The organism is Parashewanella spongiae, assembly GCF_004358345.1.
GTDB classification, from domain to species: domain Bacteria; phylum Pseudomonadota; class Gammaproteobacteria; order Enterobacterales; family Shewanellaceae; genus Parashewanella; species Parashewanella spongiae.
In genome coordinates, this window is the sequence record NZ_CP037952.1 from 3,407,052 (window position 1) to 3,423,526 (window position 16,475).

The window sequence follows — 16,475 nt, forward strand, 5'->3', positions numbered from 1 at the left end:
TCATGACTGACGTCATTAGTTTGTTTATTATCAGCAGCATTCACTGTGTTTCCTTTATTTAAGTAATTACCCAAAACACAGCTACACAACGATTAAACAATAATAATTGAGCATTAAGCATGACAAATACTGAAATCAAGTGGTGGCAAGGTGCCATGATTTATCAAGTGTACCCACGTAGCTTTGCTGACAGTAACGCTGACGGTATTGGTGATTTACAAGGTATCACCAGTAAACTTGAGTACATTGCTGGACTAGGCGTTGATGCAATTTGGATTTCACCTTTCTTCAAATCACCCATGAAAGATTTTGGTTATGACATCAGCGATTATCGCGATATTGACCCTTTATTTGGTAATATGGATGATTTTGATGAGCTGCTCGAAAAAGCGCATAATCTTGGTCTGAAAATCATGATCGATCAAGTCTTGAGCCACACGTCTAATGAACATGTTTGGTTTAAAGAAAGTCGCCAGTCACGAGATAATGACAAATCTGATTGGTATGTATGGGCCGATGCCAACGAAGACGGCACACCGCCAAATAACTGGATTTCAATTTTTGGTGGCGTTGCATGGCAATGGGAACCTCGTCGTCAACAATATTACCTGCATAACTTCTTAAGTAGCCAGCCGGACTTGAATTTTCATAATCCTGATGTTCAACAAGCCGTTCTTGATAATGTTGAGTTTTGGTTGAAAAAAGGTGTTGATGGCTTACGTCTAGATGCCATAAATTTTTGTTTCCATGACAAACAGCTAAGAGACAACCCCGCAAAGCCTGTTGACAAACGACAAGGCCGAGGTTTTTCAGAAGATAACCCATACGCTTTCCAATATCACTATTTCAATAATACTCAGCCCGAGAACTTATCTTTTTTAGAAAAATTAAGAAGCATGATGGACAAGTATCCAAATACTGCTGCTTTAGGTGAAATATCTTCTGAAAATTCATTAGCAACCATGGCTGAATACACTGAAGAAGGCCGTATTCACATGGGTTACAGCTTTGAGCTTCTTACCGAAGACTATAGTGCTAAGTACATTCGAGAAACGGTACAAACTTTAGAAGCTAAAGTCACTGATGGTTGGCCATCATGGTCAGTAAGTAATCATGATGTGACACGTGTTGCAAGTCGTTGGGCTAATAGTGAGTCGAACCCTGAGCAATGTAAAATGATTACCGCCTTGGTCGCGAGCTTACGCGGCAGCATATGTTTCTATCAAGGCGAAGAGTTAGGTTTACCTGAATCTCATATTCCTTTCGATCAGCTACAAGATCCTTATGGCATAACTTTTTGGCCAACATTCAAAGGTCGAGATGGTTGCCGTACTCCAATGCCGTGGAATCACAAGGAAGCATTTGCAGGATTTGGGGAAAGCACACCGTGGTTACCTATCTCTGACGAACATAAAGCGCTTGCTGTTGATATACAAGATACTGATAACAGCTCGATACTCAATAGCTTTCGCTCTTTCATGGCTTGGCGTAAAACTCAATTACCTCTTATATGTGGGGATATTGAGTTCATCGAAACACCGGAGCCAATATTGATATTTAAGCGTCATTTAAATGGTGAGACTGTTATATGTGGATTCAACTTATCTGCAGAAACTGTGAAACTTGATGTCGAAATGCACCTTGCGCTATTAACACATCCTTTTAAAAATGCTGCATCCTTAAATGAGAAAACAATTACTTTCCCACCTTACTCTGTTTATTTCGGTTCAGTTTAAGATGTGAGCTATGAACACCAATTAGCAATGGATTTAAATCGTTAATATCTGTTGCTAATTGGAATAATCTAAGAAGTTTATCGAAGATTAATTTCATACGAACTTCCCCTCAGAGTTTTTTGTTCCACTTTTTGATTGTCTAATGTCATTGAATTTCGATAATTATCCAACAAATATTTAATTTTTTCAGGAAGATACTCTCTAATACTCTCTGAGTTACTTATATCAACTTTCTTACGTTCCCTTTTTACGTCATTTTTCTGGTCACTAGTTTGCTGGCCGCCGAAACAAACACAGCACGAACGAAAAAATGTACAGTGTTTAGCTGATCGATGTTGTTCATCTTTAGACACAGAGTAAGTATCGCCAATTTTTTCATTTAACTGAATGGGTTTTGACAAATCAGCCTGTTTGTTTCTTACGTGAAACTTGGCGCAGTGATTCACAACACCGATTCTTTTTATTTCTACTACATATTTTATTGATTCCGAAATCCTTGTTGTCGGATTTTTTACCTCTACTGAAAACTCTACGTCTTTCCAAAATTCCGAAGATTCTGTACGAATATTAATAATGTCATTTGACTTAATATATGGATATGGATCTCTGCCGCTATTTTCACTTGTCAGCCAGACAATAGGGATCAGTTGACTATCTGCGGAAGCTGTTGCCATTTACTCACCTAATGTTTCCTAGTGCAGCATAGGAAATCACTTTCATATTTGTTAAATTTTTCGATTGTCTTGCCATACGCTTGATCGAGTTTATGTCAAATAATGCATTTTAACTTTCTTATTCTAGAAATCAGACAGGTGCATGACAGTTTCGTTTTTCACTTGTGACAATCTTGTTATAAATAAAGGATAAAGCAGTGAACTCTCCCTGTCAGACTCATCATTAATTACTGACACGGAGATCAACATGAAATTGTCCAACCTATGCAAATCAATCGCTTTAACTGGTTTAATTGCATTACCAGTAACTGCAGCAGACCTAGAAGTTAAAGTTATCAACTTAACACATGGTAACCACTTCACTCCTGTTTTAGCTGCTGCGCACGATTCTGAATTACACTTATTTCAAGCTGGTACAAAGGCATCAGAAGCTTTACAAAAAATGGCTGAAGGTGGTGCTGTTGGCGATTTAGATACTTTAGCAACGGCTGCTGGTGCTGTTGTTGTCGCAAACCCATTTGAAGGTCTTCTTGCTCCAAGCACGGCTTCAGCAAAATTCGAACTGGACTCTGGTGAAATGACGCACCTTTCGCTAGTAGCAATGATCCTTCCAACCAATGATGCGTTTATTGGTCTTGATGCTTGGAAAATTCCAACGGAAGCTGGCACTTACACGATAAACCTCAACGCTTATGATGCAGGAACTGAGGCCAATAATGAATTGGTAGTCGAAGGAAGTGGCGCTCTAGGTGTATTGGGGATCCCTGTAGCTCCAGGTGGCGATGCCGGAACTGGCGGCACAGGTCTTACAGATGACTCAACCAATGAAAATGTTCATATTCACCCTGGTGTATTAGGTGATACCGATTTAAGTGGCGGAAAAAGCGATCTAGATAGTCGTAATCATCGCTGGTTAAACCCTGTTGCTCGCGTTGTTGTTACTGTTAAATAACAAAGGGAGATAACAAATGAATCGACTCAATTTTAAAAAGTCAGCCATTGTTCTCGGGATGTGTAGTCTAGCAGTACTTGGCGGTTGTTCAGACAATGACAGTTTGCCACCAGTAGAGACTACTCCGACACCTCCAGCAGTAGTTACTCAAGATTACACGGTAACGGTGACTAATTTAACTCCTAGTCAACCTCTATCTCCTATAGCAGTAGTTGCTCATAATGCTGATAACCCAATATTTTCAGCTGGAACTGAAGCATCAGTAGCATTAGAAAACCTTGCTGAAGCTGGTGATAATTCAGATCTAGAGTCAGAAGACGGCGTTTCTCAGCTCGTTAGTGGCGCAGGCATACTAGCAGCTGGTTCATCAGAATCTTTGACTGTCACATTTAACCAAGATGAAATAGAGAACTTATCTATTTTGACTATGTTGGTTAATACCAATGATGCATTTACAGGCGTCAGCAACTTTGACCCATCTTCTTTAGAAGTTGGCGACAAGATGACTTTTAGAGCCAATGTATATGACTCTGGAACTGAAGCAAATAGCGAAGCTAAAGGCACGATTCCAGGGCCGGCCGATAGTGGTGAAGGCTTTAACCCAAGTCGTGAAGGTGACGTGAATAAGGTACATATTCATCCAGGTGTAATTACACAAGACGATGGATTAGCAGATTCTGTGTTAAAAGCATCAGATCGCTTTGATAATCCTGCAATGAAAGTTGTTATTGAACGTACAAAGTAATTTTTGGAAGGCATCACTTTCTAAAAATTAGATGAGTGATGTCTTAAATTTCGACCTAACCGAAATTGTTTAAGCTAATGTCAGGTCTCTTGATTAATATGATCATCAGAGGCGCTAAAAAATGAATGGAAATCACACGTTTTCTCAGCCACAAAAAAACGCACAAATTTTATTAGTAGAAGATGAAGAAGATCTTGCTACTCTGATAAAGCTCAATTTGAATGTATTAAAGCTCGATGTCACTCATTGCTCAACCCTCACTGAGGCTCACCACCACATTAACGATAACAATTATGATTTGATCCTCATGGATCGCATGTTACCGGATGGTGATGGGCTTACTCTATGTTTACTGCTTGAAGAACAGAATGTTGACGTCCCAATTATGATGCTCACAGCAAAAGATACTGAAGCTGATGTAGTATTGGGTTTAGAGTCTGGTGCCGATGACTACTTAATTAAACCATTTAGCGTATTAGAGCTTAGAGCCCGAGTTAAAGCCCTCTTACGCCGCTCGAATAAGCACGCAAGTCAGTCTCAAAAATCGAATAAAATCAATTTCAATGAAATGATTATTAATACTGATACCAGACAAGTCTTAGCTGGAGATGATTCTATTGAATTGACAGCCACTGAGTTTGATCTATTGCATTATCTAGCGAAACACCCGCAACAAGTATTTAGCCGAATTCAGTTATTAGAAGCTGTTTGGGGCTATAGCTATTCTGGGTATGAGCATACGGTTAATAGTCATATTAACCGCTTACGATCAAAACTTGCCCATAGATTTGATGCTGATGAAGTCGTAAAAACGGTTTGGGGTGTTGGATATAAATTCTCCCCACCTGAATCACGGAAAGTACAATGAAATCATTATTCAGCCGATTATGGCTATCAGTAACATTTGCAGTTTTATTGCTTTTAGCCACATTATGGCAATGGCTTGAGTACAGCCAACAGTATACACAACAACGAGTGCAACAATCTTTGCATTCAGAACTTGCTGAGCACATGGCAGACATAAACCCTATGTTAGCAAGTGGTGTAACAGCAGATTCAGCATTAAAAGAAGCTTTTCATGATCTCATGCTGTTGGGGCCAAGTTTCGAAATTTATACTCTTGATACCGCAGGTAAAGTTATTGCCTATGATGCCAAAGAAGAAAAAATCCAAACTCAAACTGTTAATCTATTAAAAATAAATGACTTTTTAAATAAAGAAAGGCTCCCGATATTAGGTACAGATCCTAGAGGAATTAATCACGAAAAAATATTTTCTGTAGCCAAACTCATTGACCCAGAAGGAAAACATACAGGATTTTTATACGTGATCATTGGCGGAGAACAACTGGATTCTTGGCAAACAATCGTAAATGAAAACCAAGCACCAACAAAATTTGGTGTTGCTATATTTTTCAGTATTTTGTCTGCTATCACGATCTTTACCCTTTTTTTAAAGTATTTTACTAAACCTCTAGCCAGACTTGCTACCGATTTATCTAACATTGATGTATCGAATCTAACGAATGGCCTTGCATTACCGATCCGTTACAGAGGCAGCAGAGAAGTTAATCAACTTAGTCGCGACATTAATATCTTGCTTGAGAAGTTATCTGATCAACATCAAGCTCTTACCAAGATTCAAAAATCAAAACATGATTTTTTACTTCATCTATCACATGACTTAAAAACACCTCTCACTTCGTTATTAGGTTACCAAGAGACTTGGTTACACACTCCCGAATCAGAAAGAGAGTCGAAGTGGATTGAAGTCGCTTATCGTTCTGGAGAAAAGTTAAAACAACTACTCACTCAGTTATTGGAGTTGGCGGCGTTAGAGAATGGAAAAATTACGCCTAGTTTAGAAACAGTTTCATTAAATGCATTACTAAGCGATTTAGAACAGTCATTTGCTCCGCAAGCTAAGACACGGAAAGTAAAGCTAGCATTCAAGCAAACTAGTGATTCAATAATATCGACAGATGTTGGGTTAATGCGACGTATATTATCAAACCTAATTGATAACGCGATTAGGCATACACCATCTGGAGGGTTAATTGATATCACATTGGAAAAATCCGCCAGAGGTTCAATATTAAAAGTAAGAGACACTGGAGCTGGAATGCACATTCACGAGTTAAAAGCATTCAATGAAAATAAAGCTGAGTCATTTTCTAAAGAAAGTGCTCTTCCACAACTTGGCGTAGGACTATCAATCGTACAACAACTCGCAGCACTCCTAAATTACAAAATAGATATTACTAGCCAACCGGGCAAAGGGTGTTGCTTCAGTTTGTACATTTAAGTGAGCCTTTTGCCAGAGCAACCACACGAGTGAGTGATATATGCATAACTCCATGTGGTAATTTCGTCATTCCCACGAAAAGTGGGCAATGAAATAACGACAGTTTTGTATGTCGGTCATCTAGGGTCTGTTGATCTTTCGTGATTGTTTTTGCAGCGATAAATTGGTTGTTTTATGCAAGGCAGAGTTTGTGAGGTTTGGTTATTATCGACATACAAAACTGTCGTTACTTCGTTTCCAAATAAAAAAACGATAACGCAGCACCTTTGATTTAGAAAGAGCGACCAATTTACGCTCTCTTTTTTTTCGATGCTTTTGAGCATTCACTGTTCTGTGTTGTGACCAGCTCACTTAGATGGCTAAGCATCACAGCTCACGCCTTGAACAGATAAATGCTCAAATAGCACAAAATTTAATCCTGAAAGATCAACAGACCCTAGTGCCTTATATTGAAATATCCAAGGTCACTGGATTCCCGTTTTCACGGTAATGACCGATTATAAAGTCTACTGTTTTTGCTCAAAAATACATTCATGCGTGTACCCTAGCTCTTATGCCGTATGGATGGCAATAAAGCCTTTTCAAATTATGAACTAACCTTAATTTGAAAAAAACCATAACAAACGCCATTATTAAACAGATCATCGCGATACAACTAAATATTTCTTAGGTCGTTATACAATAAGCCTATAGAGCTTTGTAATGTACCTATTAGAAAATGGGTTGAATGTTTTTAATTTGAATAGAGGTTGTTATGTCCACAGGTGAGTTAAGTTTAAATTACAATAGCAAGTTAAGTAGTCTTACTTATAGCGGCGAAGTATTTAAATTCAACAATGACACCACCAACACTAACGTTGTTAAAAATGATGATAATACCTTTTCATTTTTACATAACGGAATAACCTTTACAGTTAACGCAGAGAGAGGCCAAGTTACTCTTCGTGGACCGAGAGAAAGGCTCGAACAATTTCACACTAAAGGTACCTATAAAGAGGCTTACCTTGCTGATGTCGATGATAACGGGGATGTTGTTGGGCATCAACCACTGAAAAGCAATTCCCGTTACTCAGCTAAAAATATGACAGGGAACGCCAATAAAAATCATAAAATATTTAAACCCCTAGATGATTGGTTAGCAAAAGATCCAGATACCATTCATGCTTTGACACACCTAACGGCCAAACATAAACAAATTACTCATCACGATCCTAGTACCCTAGAACAAGATTTAAAGGCTGGAGTAAAACTCAGTGCCATAATGTCGAATGTAAAAAATTATCAGGCACTTGACCACTTAGCCTATTTACGAAAAGACGACGACTTTAAACCAGAGGATTACGAGTTTGTTTTCAAAGATATTACGGCTGCAAGGTTAGCGAGTTATAAAGAACATGCTCGTCGAATTCTCAAAAAAATAGACCAATTACAAGCGATAAACCATGCAAAAGATACTGCAAGACTTTGGAAAATTGCCGAGGCTAGCATACCTGTTGAAGTTGATGAAGGTGAACTTAGCCCTATAAGTTCTACAGACTCCGATAATATTGATGACAGTTTCATAATAACTCCAACTACACAACAAGTTCAGAATGAAATGGATAGTAATACTCAACTGTCTGATGAACATACAGGATATACATCTTTTCCTGAAGGTGATTTTCATCGAACAACAGGGCAATCTGATAGAATGACTGCAGCAAGACGGTATACTAGAATATGTGACCCTAGCGATCTGGAAGACAGCTCGTCACAATTTGAAGAGCTTGACTCTTCTACCGAAGAGCCAAACACAATAAAGGTTGAAGTACATTCAAATTAAAGTGTAATTGGTATTACACCTGATTAAAACTCATTAAACTTTGCTAAAAAGTAAAATTAAACGAAAGGCATTTTATTTTGCCTTTCGATAAAATCTGCAATCACAAAGCTCCCGCAATCAAGCCTATTAGTCCACCAAATACACCACCCCACACAACTAACCAACCCAAATGTTTGCGGATCATAGTTTGGATTATTTCTTTTACTAAACTTGGTGTTAACTCATCCAATCTTTGCTGTACTATCGTAGCAACTTGCTCTCGAATTTTAGCAATCGTGTCTGGTTGCTCAATTTCATTAATCAATAGTTGATTAAACTCTTCACTTTCAGCAACTTCAACTAGCGATTCTTGCAACTTTCTAATGTATGGTTCTTTTAAAGGCACTAAAGCTTCAGTTCCACCAAACATTGATAACATACCACCAAATGAAGATTGTTCAACTGTAGTTAATAACGCATCAAATGCTGGGGACAAATCAATTTTATTTATAACTGGAGTGATATTAATCGAATTGTGATTTGCCGCTTGTTGTCCAAGAAATTTGTCTATATTTTCTTCTGTGAAAAATTGCCCCATAACTAAATCAGATATCCCACTTTTAAAGTCTTCAAAGCGAGCAGGAATAACCCCAGAACCATACAAACCCGGCACTTTTTCAAATAACATATGTATCGCAAACCAGTTTGTCACCGCACCAGATAAAGCAAAAAGACCAACAGACCAAATAACTGGTTGATGAGTTAGGTAGCCAACTATAGCTACAATAAAAGCTGAAATATTTGTCAACAAGCTCTTGTTCAAGTTTATATCTCCGAAATGATTTAATCGGGTAGATTTTACAAATATCAAAGAAAATAGTCGACTACAACTAAATTTAATTGATTAAAAAGTCCTATCTAGGTAATTTGTTTTCGTTCTATACGCTTTTTATTTTTATGACCCTGCTCATACCTAAATAAAATTAAGATAAAAAAAGGAATAGTATCTGTCATGTTGCCCCAAAAAAAACTACAAAACATAACATTTGCGTTAGCCGCTTTCATTAGCGCGGCCTACATAATTGGTTGGCTACTATCTTTAGCTTTTGGTTTACCTTGGATAGAGTACATGGGCGTCATTAACTACTGGGCAGAACAAGAATACAGTGATCCAACTTATAATATCACCACTTGTTTAATGGCCATTGCATTGTATTCCGTTGCATTTTACGCATCGTTGCTGGGTATGGGACTAGTATCAACGACAGTAACAAAAATTTTAGTATTGCCTAATACCCCTGTGGTCTTTTTCATGATTGCCATTGTTTATATTTATATTCCAGATTATGGATTGCCTTCAAATCCTTACGCGGTATATCATGCAGGTTTATCATTTGTATTAAGCATCATATTTTTGGTACTCCCCATCCAAAGCTGGGTTGAGTATGATGGTAAACTCTGGAAAATGCCCCTTTTTCACTCTAAATAACCCTATGGTTAAGCATTATAACGATGTAATGACAAAGAATGTTCACAAACATAAAACTCTTGATGCTCGCCCTTTGTTCGAGTAGAGTCATCGGCCTTTTGAAATCTTTGTAATCTCGGTTATTATTGATAAATAATTGCCATCGAGTGTTCAAGTTGGAACTGCACTTTTCATGAATGTATCAAGTCAGCGTAAAGCGATAGCTTCACCAGAAAGCCTACAGCGTATTTTTACCGTACCGGAAGATTCTCATTCAACATTAAACATTATCGAACAAAAATTATCTGAGGACTTAGCTGGTTTTTTAGGTGACAACATTGTTGCAAAAGAAACGTCTTTAGCCAGCATTGAAACTAACTTCAAAGCATTTCAAATTCCAGAATCACCTCAGTTCGTTTCTGATTACACCGACAGCATGATGGCAAACTTAGTCGCGCATTCGGTGCATACTTCAGCACCAACATTTATCGGTCACATGACCTCTGCGCTGCCCTATTTCGTATTGCCATTGACAAAATTAATGGCTGGTTTAAATCAAAACCTTGTAAAAATTGAAACATCCAAAGCATTTACACCGTTAGAGCGCCAAGTACTCGGCATGATGCATCATCTTATTTACAATTTGGATGAACGTTTTTACCAATCTAAAATGCACTGCAGTGCTCATTCTCTTGGCGCTTTTTGCTCTGGTGGAACGGTTGCCAATATGACGGCATTATGGGCAGCAAGGAACCAATTACTTGGACCTGAAGGTGATTTCAAAGGCATTACCCAAGAAGGTATTGTCGCCGCATTACGTTATTACCAATATGATGACTTAGCTATTTTAACTTCTGAGCGTGGTCACTATTCCCTCAGTAAAGCGGCTGATTTACTGGGTATTGGCCGACAAAACATTATTTCAATCCAAACTGACGAAAACAATAAAGTTAACGTAGACATAATGCACCAAAAAGCGGAGAAATTGAAAGCTCAGAACATAAAGGTAATGGCCATTGTAGGTGTTGCAGGTACAACTGAAACAGGCAATATCGACCCTCTTAAAGAACTATCACAACTAGCTCAAGAAATTGGTTGTCATTTCCATGTTGATGCGGCTTGGGGCGGCGCAAGCCTACTTTCTAAAAAATATCGTCACTTGTTAGCAGGCATTGAACTTGCTGATTCAGTTACAATCGACGCTCATAAACAAATGTATGTGCCTATGGGCGCTGGAATGGTGCTATTTAAAGATCCTTCATTCTCTCAGTCAATCACTCATCACGCTGAATACATACTTCGTAAAGGCTCTAAAGATCTGGGTAGGCAAACTCTGGAAGGTTCGAGACCGGGAATGGCCATGCTAGTACATGCATGCCTACAGATTATTGGCCTGAATGGTTATGAAATTCTTATCAATAACAGTATTGAAAAAGCTCATTTTTTTGCGGCTAGCATTAAAATCCACCCCGACTTTGAGCTAATCTCTGAGCCAGAGTTATGTATTCTGACCTATCGTTATGTTCCTCATAAGGTGCAATTAACTTTATCGGAAGCTATTAAACAGAATAACACTAAGAAAATACGAGAAATCAATACACTACTAGACTCTCTCACTAAGTTTATTCAAAAACATCAACGTGAGCATGGAAAATCTTTTGTGTCACGGACACGTATCAGTCCTGTAAAGTATCAGCGAAAACCAACTGTAGTATTTAGAACGGTATTAGCAAATCCACTTACAAGCGAAGATATCTTGTCACAAATTCTTGAAGAACAGGTTGAAATCGCTAAGCTCGATAGTGTTCATCTACCGAAGTTATTAAGCCTTATTAACGAGTAGAAATTTATTTTGGCTGGCTTTCAACCTCAGTCATTTTAAACAGTGGCTAATCCTAGAAACATCAGTTGACTGCGTTCTCAAGCGTAGAAAAAATGGCTGATAGTAAGGCGTAGCTTGCAGCAAGTAGTTATTCTACTTGCAAAAGTTACAACGCAGATAGCAGTCATTTTAGCAAGCTTGTGAGCGTAGAGCACTTCACTCATTGGGTGAAAGCCATGATGATAAAATCATCGTATTGCTCAAACAGTTACTCATATACTCAGCGTTCAACTGATGATTTTAGGTTAATTCATCAAAATTTGACCGCGGCTTTAATTTCTTCACCATCGAACTTTACCTTTATACCTATCTGTTTCAAGCTATTAGATAATTTTGTACGTAGTTGATTCAAAGCTTTTTCGTCTTTCGATGTAATATTCTCAGTCATAAAGTGCATCATCAATTTCAGTTTATTTTCGGGAGACCCAGCAATTTTTATTTTTTGTTTATTTTTCGAGTCGATATCTAATCCATTAATTTGAGCGTGAGTTGTATAAACACTCAGATCTGGACATTTCTCTTTTAGGAAGGAGATGGCTTGCTTCTTTAAACCATCCGCAATCTTTTCGCCATCTGTTAGTTCGGAGGCTCGTTCATAAAAGTTAACGACATATTCATTTTCTTTTATCGAACTATTAGGCTGTTTGGAACCAGCTTGCACTCTGGATACAAATTTATTAAAAAAGTCTGGTGTTTCAACTCCACCACACTCAAAGGTAGCTTCCTTTCCGCCAACAATAACCACAACCTTTGATGATGAAAATTCTGTTGCAGGTTTGCATATAATTGATGCGTCTTCAGTAAATTTAATGACAGTATCAAGAGTTGGTTGTGCTGTTGGTGCTGCCATTTTTAGCCATCCTATGTAATCTATTAAAACAAGAGTTAATCACAAAGATAAATGTCTGACTGACGTTAGTATTGATAAATTGCAAACTGTTAAGGAAACTGACAGATATAAAAATCATTTATTATTTCAACAAGCTCACATTTCATTTTAATTTATTCGCTTCATACCTTCATCTATCGACACTAAAGCTTTATAGCCAAAATCACCTTTTGCCGCGCTAATATCATAATAATGACTGCAAGATAGTTGCTTAGCGACAAAGCGTGTCATCAAAGGCTCTTGTTGCTTGTTCAGCAGCTTATAAGCCACTTCTAACATTCCGCCTACAGCATAAGCAACCACGGTAGGCACTCGCGAGGTCACTTTGGGAAGATGTTCAGTCGCGAGAATTTTATTCAGCATTTCAGCCATTGTGATTGGCTCATCATTACTTAAAAAGTAGGCCTTACCTTGAGACTTAGGTTCATTAAGAGTTAAATCTAATGCCGCTAATAAATGTCCGTAAGCCGCATTATCTACATAAATGGTATCTACGAGTTTATCGGTATGACCAACCAACTTTAACCTTCCGCTTTTTGCTCTTTCAAGTACTCGTGGAATGAGGTGCGGATCGTTTGGCCCCCAAATAAGGTGTGGACGAAGTGCTACTGTTTTGAGCGATTCTGAATTTGATTCTAAAATATATTGTTCAGCTACCGCTTTAGAGTGCCCATAATGATTCATGAATTTCGTCGCATAAGGCGCTGATTCATCAATACCACTTTCATCAATACCAGCAAAAGTCACACTGGGCGTGCTGGTGTAAATTAGATACTTAATTTCATGCTGCTGACATCCTGCTACGATATTTTCTGTCCCATTTACATTTGGTTCAAAATAACTGGCTTTAGAGCCCCACACCCCAGCTTTAGAGGCTACATGAAAAACCATATCACAATTTTTCATTGCAGAAATAACAGCGCTTTTATTCGCTAGATCACCTTGGATCATGGTGACACCAAGCTGCTCTAATTCAGGATACAAACTTCGAGCAAAGCCCGTCACTTTTATTCCTACAGCAAGTAAACGTCGGCAAATCACCTGCCCTAAAAAACCACCAGCCCCCGTCACAAAAGCGTGATTAATATTATCGGCAAGTTCGTTGAGAACAGCCTGCTCTTCTACTTTAAATTCAGTTATCTTCATTAACCTATTTTCTTTTGTGCCCAAACAGACAATTTCTCACGAAAAATTTTAGCATTGTGCCTTACATCCATTGGAAAATCAGGATGGATCAGAAAGTCAGTAATTCCGGAGGTTGTTTCAAACTTTTCAGCTAAAGTTATGAGCTCTGAATACAGAACACTAGCATGGCTGCATGCCAGTGATTGTTCTAATTCAATGCACACCAAAGGCGTTATAGTGTTATTTATTTTAACTGATACCAATGCTGAACGCCTAACACTCGGGTGAGTATTAAAAATACGCTCACAAGGTATCGAATAATATCGCTTTATTACCGAGTCAACTCGATGTGCTTTTCGGCCGCACATCCAAAGCTTACCGTCATCATCAAAATATCCAAGATCGCCCATTCGATGACGCATCGCCTTTGTCGTGGGATCAAATACCTTCGAGTGTAAAGTTGCATTTTCTCTGCGATAATAACTTTGGTTAACCATCTGACCACTTACCACAATTTCACCAATTTGATTGGCAGGTAGAGCTAAACCATCACTCCAAGTTTTAATGTTATCTTCAGTAATTGAGATAATAGATACCGTAACGCCCGAAACTGGCCGCCCAACGCAAATGCCTGCGCCGGAGTCCGTAAGTGAGCTAGTCATAATTAATTCATCACTAGCAAACATCGAAACAGGTAACGACTCTGTTGCGCCGTATGAATTTATAACCCTAGCCTCAGTATTAAGCATTTGACTAAACCGCTTTATAACTTCAATGGAAACTGGTGCTCCAGCTGAAATTACTCGCTTTACTGACGGTAGCTTTTGCTGCCTTGCCTCACCCGCTTGGCCTAATTTATCCATTAGCGCGGGGTTAGCAAAAACATTGCTACATTGATATTGATTTATTGCCGCAAACAAATGCGTTGGATTAGCCGTTATTGGTTTGCTTGCATCCATATCAGGCACAATAGATGCCATTCCTAACGCGGGGCCAAATAATGAAAACAGTGGGAAAGTTGCTAAATCACGCTCACCAGATTCAATCTTATAATCGTTTTTTAAAGCATCAATTTGAGCTTCGAACATTCTATGGCTGTAAACTACACCTTTAGGAGTGCCTGTACTTCCACTGGTAAACAAAATCGAGCACATGTCATCTGCACGCAGCCAGTTAATTGGAAACTCTGGCTTAGTATCTTCAAAAGGTGAGTAACACTCTAAAAGGCTGGAAAGGTTTACTGCCCCTGTAAGCAATGACTTAGCGGTTCTGAACGATGGAGCTTCAATTGGGGAGTCCACATTAACGTACAATTTAATGCTCTTTTTCCCCCAACCCAATAAACGACGAGCAGCATGTGCTTTAGTGATGCCAATAAATGCATCAGGCTGCGCCTCTGCGAAACATTGTTTAAGGTTTTTTAACCCCATACCGGGATCGACAATAATTGGGATGATGCCAGCTTTGAATAATGCAAAAGTGAGAGTGAAAAACTCAATGCTTGGTGTGACCATCAATACAGATTTCATACCTGCTTTAATTCCGTATTCGGTCAAAGCATAAGCGATTTTGTTGCTCTTGGTTTCGAGTTCAGCAAAGTTAAGCTCTTGGTACTGATACGAACCTTTAATGTATTTTTGAACCGCTACTGCTAAATCAAAAGGCTGCACAGTGGCAGCCTTTTTTAAATGGCGACATAAATTAGCATCATAAATATCAGCAGAATTATCCACAAAAAATCTCTTTTTTAATCAATAAGCGTTTAGTCTTTTGCATCTTGAGCAATAAACCTAAAAACATCAGTTGAACGCTGAGTATAGTGACTAACTGTTTAAGCAATACGATGATTTTATCATCATGGGTTTCACCCAATGAGTGAAGGGCTCTACGCTCACAAGCTTGCTAAAATGACTGCTATCTGTGTTATAACTTTTGCAAGTAGAATAACTACTTGCTGCAAGCTACGCCTTACTATCAGCCATTTTTCTACGCTTGAGAACGCAGTCAACTGATGGTTCTAGGATAAAGCTTTTAACTAAACTTATGACTTCATCACTCGCATCTTCAAGAATATAATGCCCACAATCAGCAAACTCATTAAATTGAGCTTGTGGTAAACGTTGCTTCCATTGTTCTAAAAAGTATTTATCGAACACAAAGTCTTTTAACCCCCAACACACTAATGCTGGTGTTTCAGAAAACTGAGATAAACTCGATGCAATATCAGAGACTAACTGATAATTCCTGTCTTCTGGTGATAACGGGATATCCTGCACAAAGCGCAGTGTAGAAATTCGATTCTTCCATGAGTTAAATGGAGCAACAAAAGCTTCTCTCACTTCTTTGCTCATTGGCTTACGCTTAACGCCGACATACGATGCAATGGAAGAAAACGCATTGAACCCACGAACCAATAAAGTCCCCAGTAATGTATTTCGACAAATCCACAATGGTATTGGCAACATTTTATCCTGAGGCAAATGAAAAGCAGCCGTATTTAGAATTACTAAGCGCTTTATTCTTTCTGGGTGGCGTGCCGCATAACCCATTCCTATCATTCCTCCCCAATCATGAACAACAAGGGTAATGTTTTCTTTTATATCTAAATGATCAAGTAAGGCATCTAAGTCATTAATCCGATTTTCAAGCGTATAGTCATAATCCATATCATCTGGTTTATCTGACAATCCACAGCCAATATGATCTGGCACGATACATTGATGATCTGATTGCAAAGCTTCGACCAAATTACGATAGTAATAACACCAACTCGGATTACCATGAACCATAACCACAGGTTCACCCTGCCCTTGATTCAAATAATGCTGCTTTAAGCCATTACGTTCAAAATATTGCCCTTTAAATGGCAGTAACGCTTCCATATTATTCCCTACCATTC

14 protein-coding genes are annotated in these 16,475 nt (G+C 38.5%); 8 read left to right on the forward strand and 6 right to left on the reverse strand.

Translation table 11 applies throughout. From position 1 onward, the window contains the following. Nucleotides 1–119: 119 nt before the first annotated feature. On the forward strand, nucleotides 120–1,736 hold the full coding sequence (locus E2I05_RS13340) for an alpha-glucosidase family protein (RefSeq protein ID WP_121851767.1): 1,617 nt from the start codon (nucleotides 120–122) through the stop codon (nucleotides 1,734–1,736). Nucleotides 1,737–1,813: 77 nt separating this feature from the next. Here E2I05_RS13340 and E2I05_RS13345 read toward each other — a convergent pair whose 3' ends face one another. Beyond that, nucleotides 1,814–2,410, reverse strand: coding sequence for a hypothetical protein (locus E2I05_RS13345; protein WP_121851768.1), 597 nt, complete (start codon nucleotides 2,408–2,410; stop codon nucleotides 1,814–1,816). Nucleotides 2,411–2,657: 247 nt separating this feature from the next. On the opposite strand from E2I05_RS13345, the gene E2I05_RS13350 reads away from it, so the two are divergent. The 5 genes from E2I05_RS13350 to E2I05_RS13370 all read left to right on the forward strand — a co-directional run bounded on the left by E2I05_RS13350 (nucleotide 2,658) and on the right by E2I05_RS13370 (nucleotide 8,233). Next, on the forward strand, nucleotides 2,658–3,362 hold the full coding sequence (locus E2I05_RS13350) for a spondin domain-containing protein (RefSeq protein ID WP_121851769.1): 705 nt from the start codon (nucleotides 2,658–2,660) through the stop codon (nucleotides 3,360–3,362). A gap of 16 nt (nucleotides 3,363–3,378) precedes the next feature. Next, nucleotides 3,379–4,107, forward strand: coding sequence for a spondin domain-containing protein (locus E2I05_RS13355; RefSeq protein ID WP_121851770.1), 729 nt, complete (start codon nucleotides 3,379–3,381; stop codon nucleotides 4,105–4,107). A gap of 121 nt (nucleotides 4,108–4,228) precedes the next feature. Beyond that, nucleotides 4,229–4,975: a response regulator transcription factor gene (locus E2I05_RS13360; RefSeq protein ID WP_121851771.1), complete on the forward strand. Its 747-nt coding sequence runs from the start codon at nucleotides 4,229–4,231 to the stop codon at nucleotides 4,973–4,975. After that, nucleotides 4,972–6,411, forward strand: coding sequence for a sensor histidine kinase (locus E2I05_RS13365; protein ID WP_121851772.1), 1,440 nt, complete (start codon nucleotides 4,972–4,974; stop codon nucleotides 6,409–6,411). Before E2I05_RS13360 ends, E2I05_RS13365 begins: the two co-directional genes overlap by 4 nt. Before the next feature lie 754 nt (nucleotides 6,412–7,165). Further along, a complete protein-coding gene (locus E2I05_RS13370; protein WP_121851773.1) occupies nucleotides 7,166–8,233 on the forward strand; it encodes a hypothetical protein in 1,068 nt (355 codons plus the stop codon). A 100-nt stretch (nucleotides 8,234–8,333) separates the two neighbouring features. Here the strand turns inward: E2I05_RS13370 and E2I05_RS13375 are convergent, their stop codons facing one another. Beyond that, nucleotides 8,334–9,035 (reverse strand): DUF445 domain-containing protein, encoded by a 702-nt coding sequence (locus E2I05_RS13375; RefSeq protein WP_121851774.1) that lies wholly within the window; start codon nucleotides 9,033–9,035, stop codon nucleotides 8,334–8,336. A gap of 189 nt (nucleotides 9,036–9,224) precedes the next feature. Between E2I05_RS13375 and E2I05_RS13380 the strand changes: the two genes are divergently transcribed. After that, the gene (locus E2I05_RS13380) at nucleotides 9,225–9,701 is read left to right on the forward strand and encodes a hypothetical protein (RefSeq protein WP_121851775.1); all 477 of its coding nucleotides are present in this window, start codon (nucleotides 9,225–9,227) and stop codon (nucleotides 9,699–9,701) included. Nucleotides 9,702–9,873: 172 nt separating this feature from the next. Continuing rightward, nucleotides 9,874–11,523, forward strand: coding sequence for a pyridoxal-dependent aspartate 1-decarboxylase PanP (panP, locus tag E2I05_RS13385; protein ID WP_121851776.1), 1,650 nt, complete (start codon nucleotides 9,874–9,876; stop codon nucleotides 11,521–11,523). A 292-nt stretch (nucleotides 11,524–11,815) separates the two neighbouring features. On the opposite strand, the gene E2I05_RS13390 is transcribed toward panP, so the two are convergent. The 4 genes from E2I05_RS13390 to E2I05_RS13405 form a co-directional block, all read right to left on the reverse strand. After that, nucleotides 11,816–12,412, reverse strand: coding sequence for a hypothetical protein (locus tag E2I05_RS13390; protein ID WP_121851777.1), 597 nt, complete (start codon nucleotides 12,410–12,412; stop codon nucleotides 11,816–11,818). A 147-nt stretch (nucleotides 12,413–12,559) separates the two neighbouring features. After that, nucleotides 12,560–13,597 (reverse strand): 2-alkyl-3-oxoalkanoate reductase, encoded by a 1,038-nt coding sequence (gene oleD / locus E2I05_RS13395; RefSeq protein WP_121851778.1) that lies wholly within the window; start codon nucleotides 13,595–13,597, stop codon nucleotides 12,560–12,562. Further along, nucleotides 13,597–15,309 (reverse strand): olefin beta-lactone synthetase, encoded by a 1,713-nt coding sequence (gene oleC / locus E2I05_RS13400; protein WP_121851779.1) that lies wholly within the window; start codon nucleotides 15,307–15,309, stop codon nucleotides 13,597–13,599. The genes oleD and oleC overlap by 1 nt, the downstream gene beginning before the upstream one ends. A 228-nt stretch (nucleotides 15,310–15,537) precedes the next feature. Next, entirely contained in the window at nucleotides 15,538–16,473 is a 936-nt protein-coding gene (locus E2I05_RS13405; protein WP_243641010.1) for an alpha/beta fold hydrolase, read from the reverse strand. Between the last annotated feature and the right edge of the window lie 2 nt (nucleotides 16,474–16,475).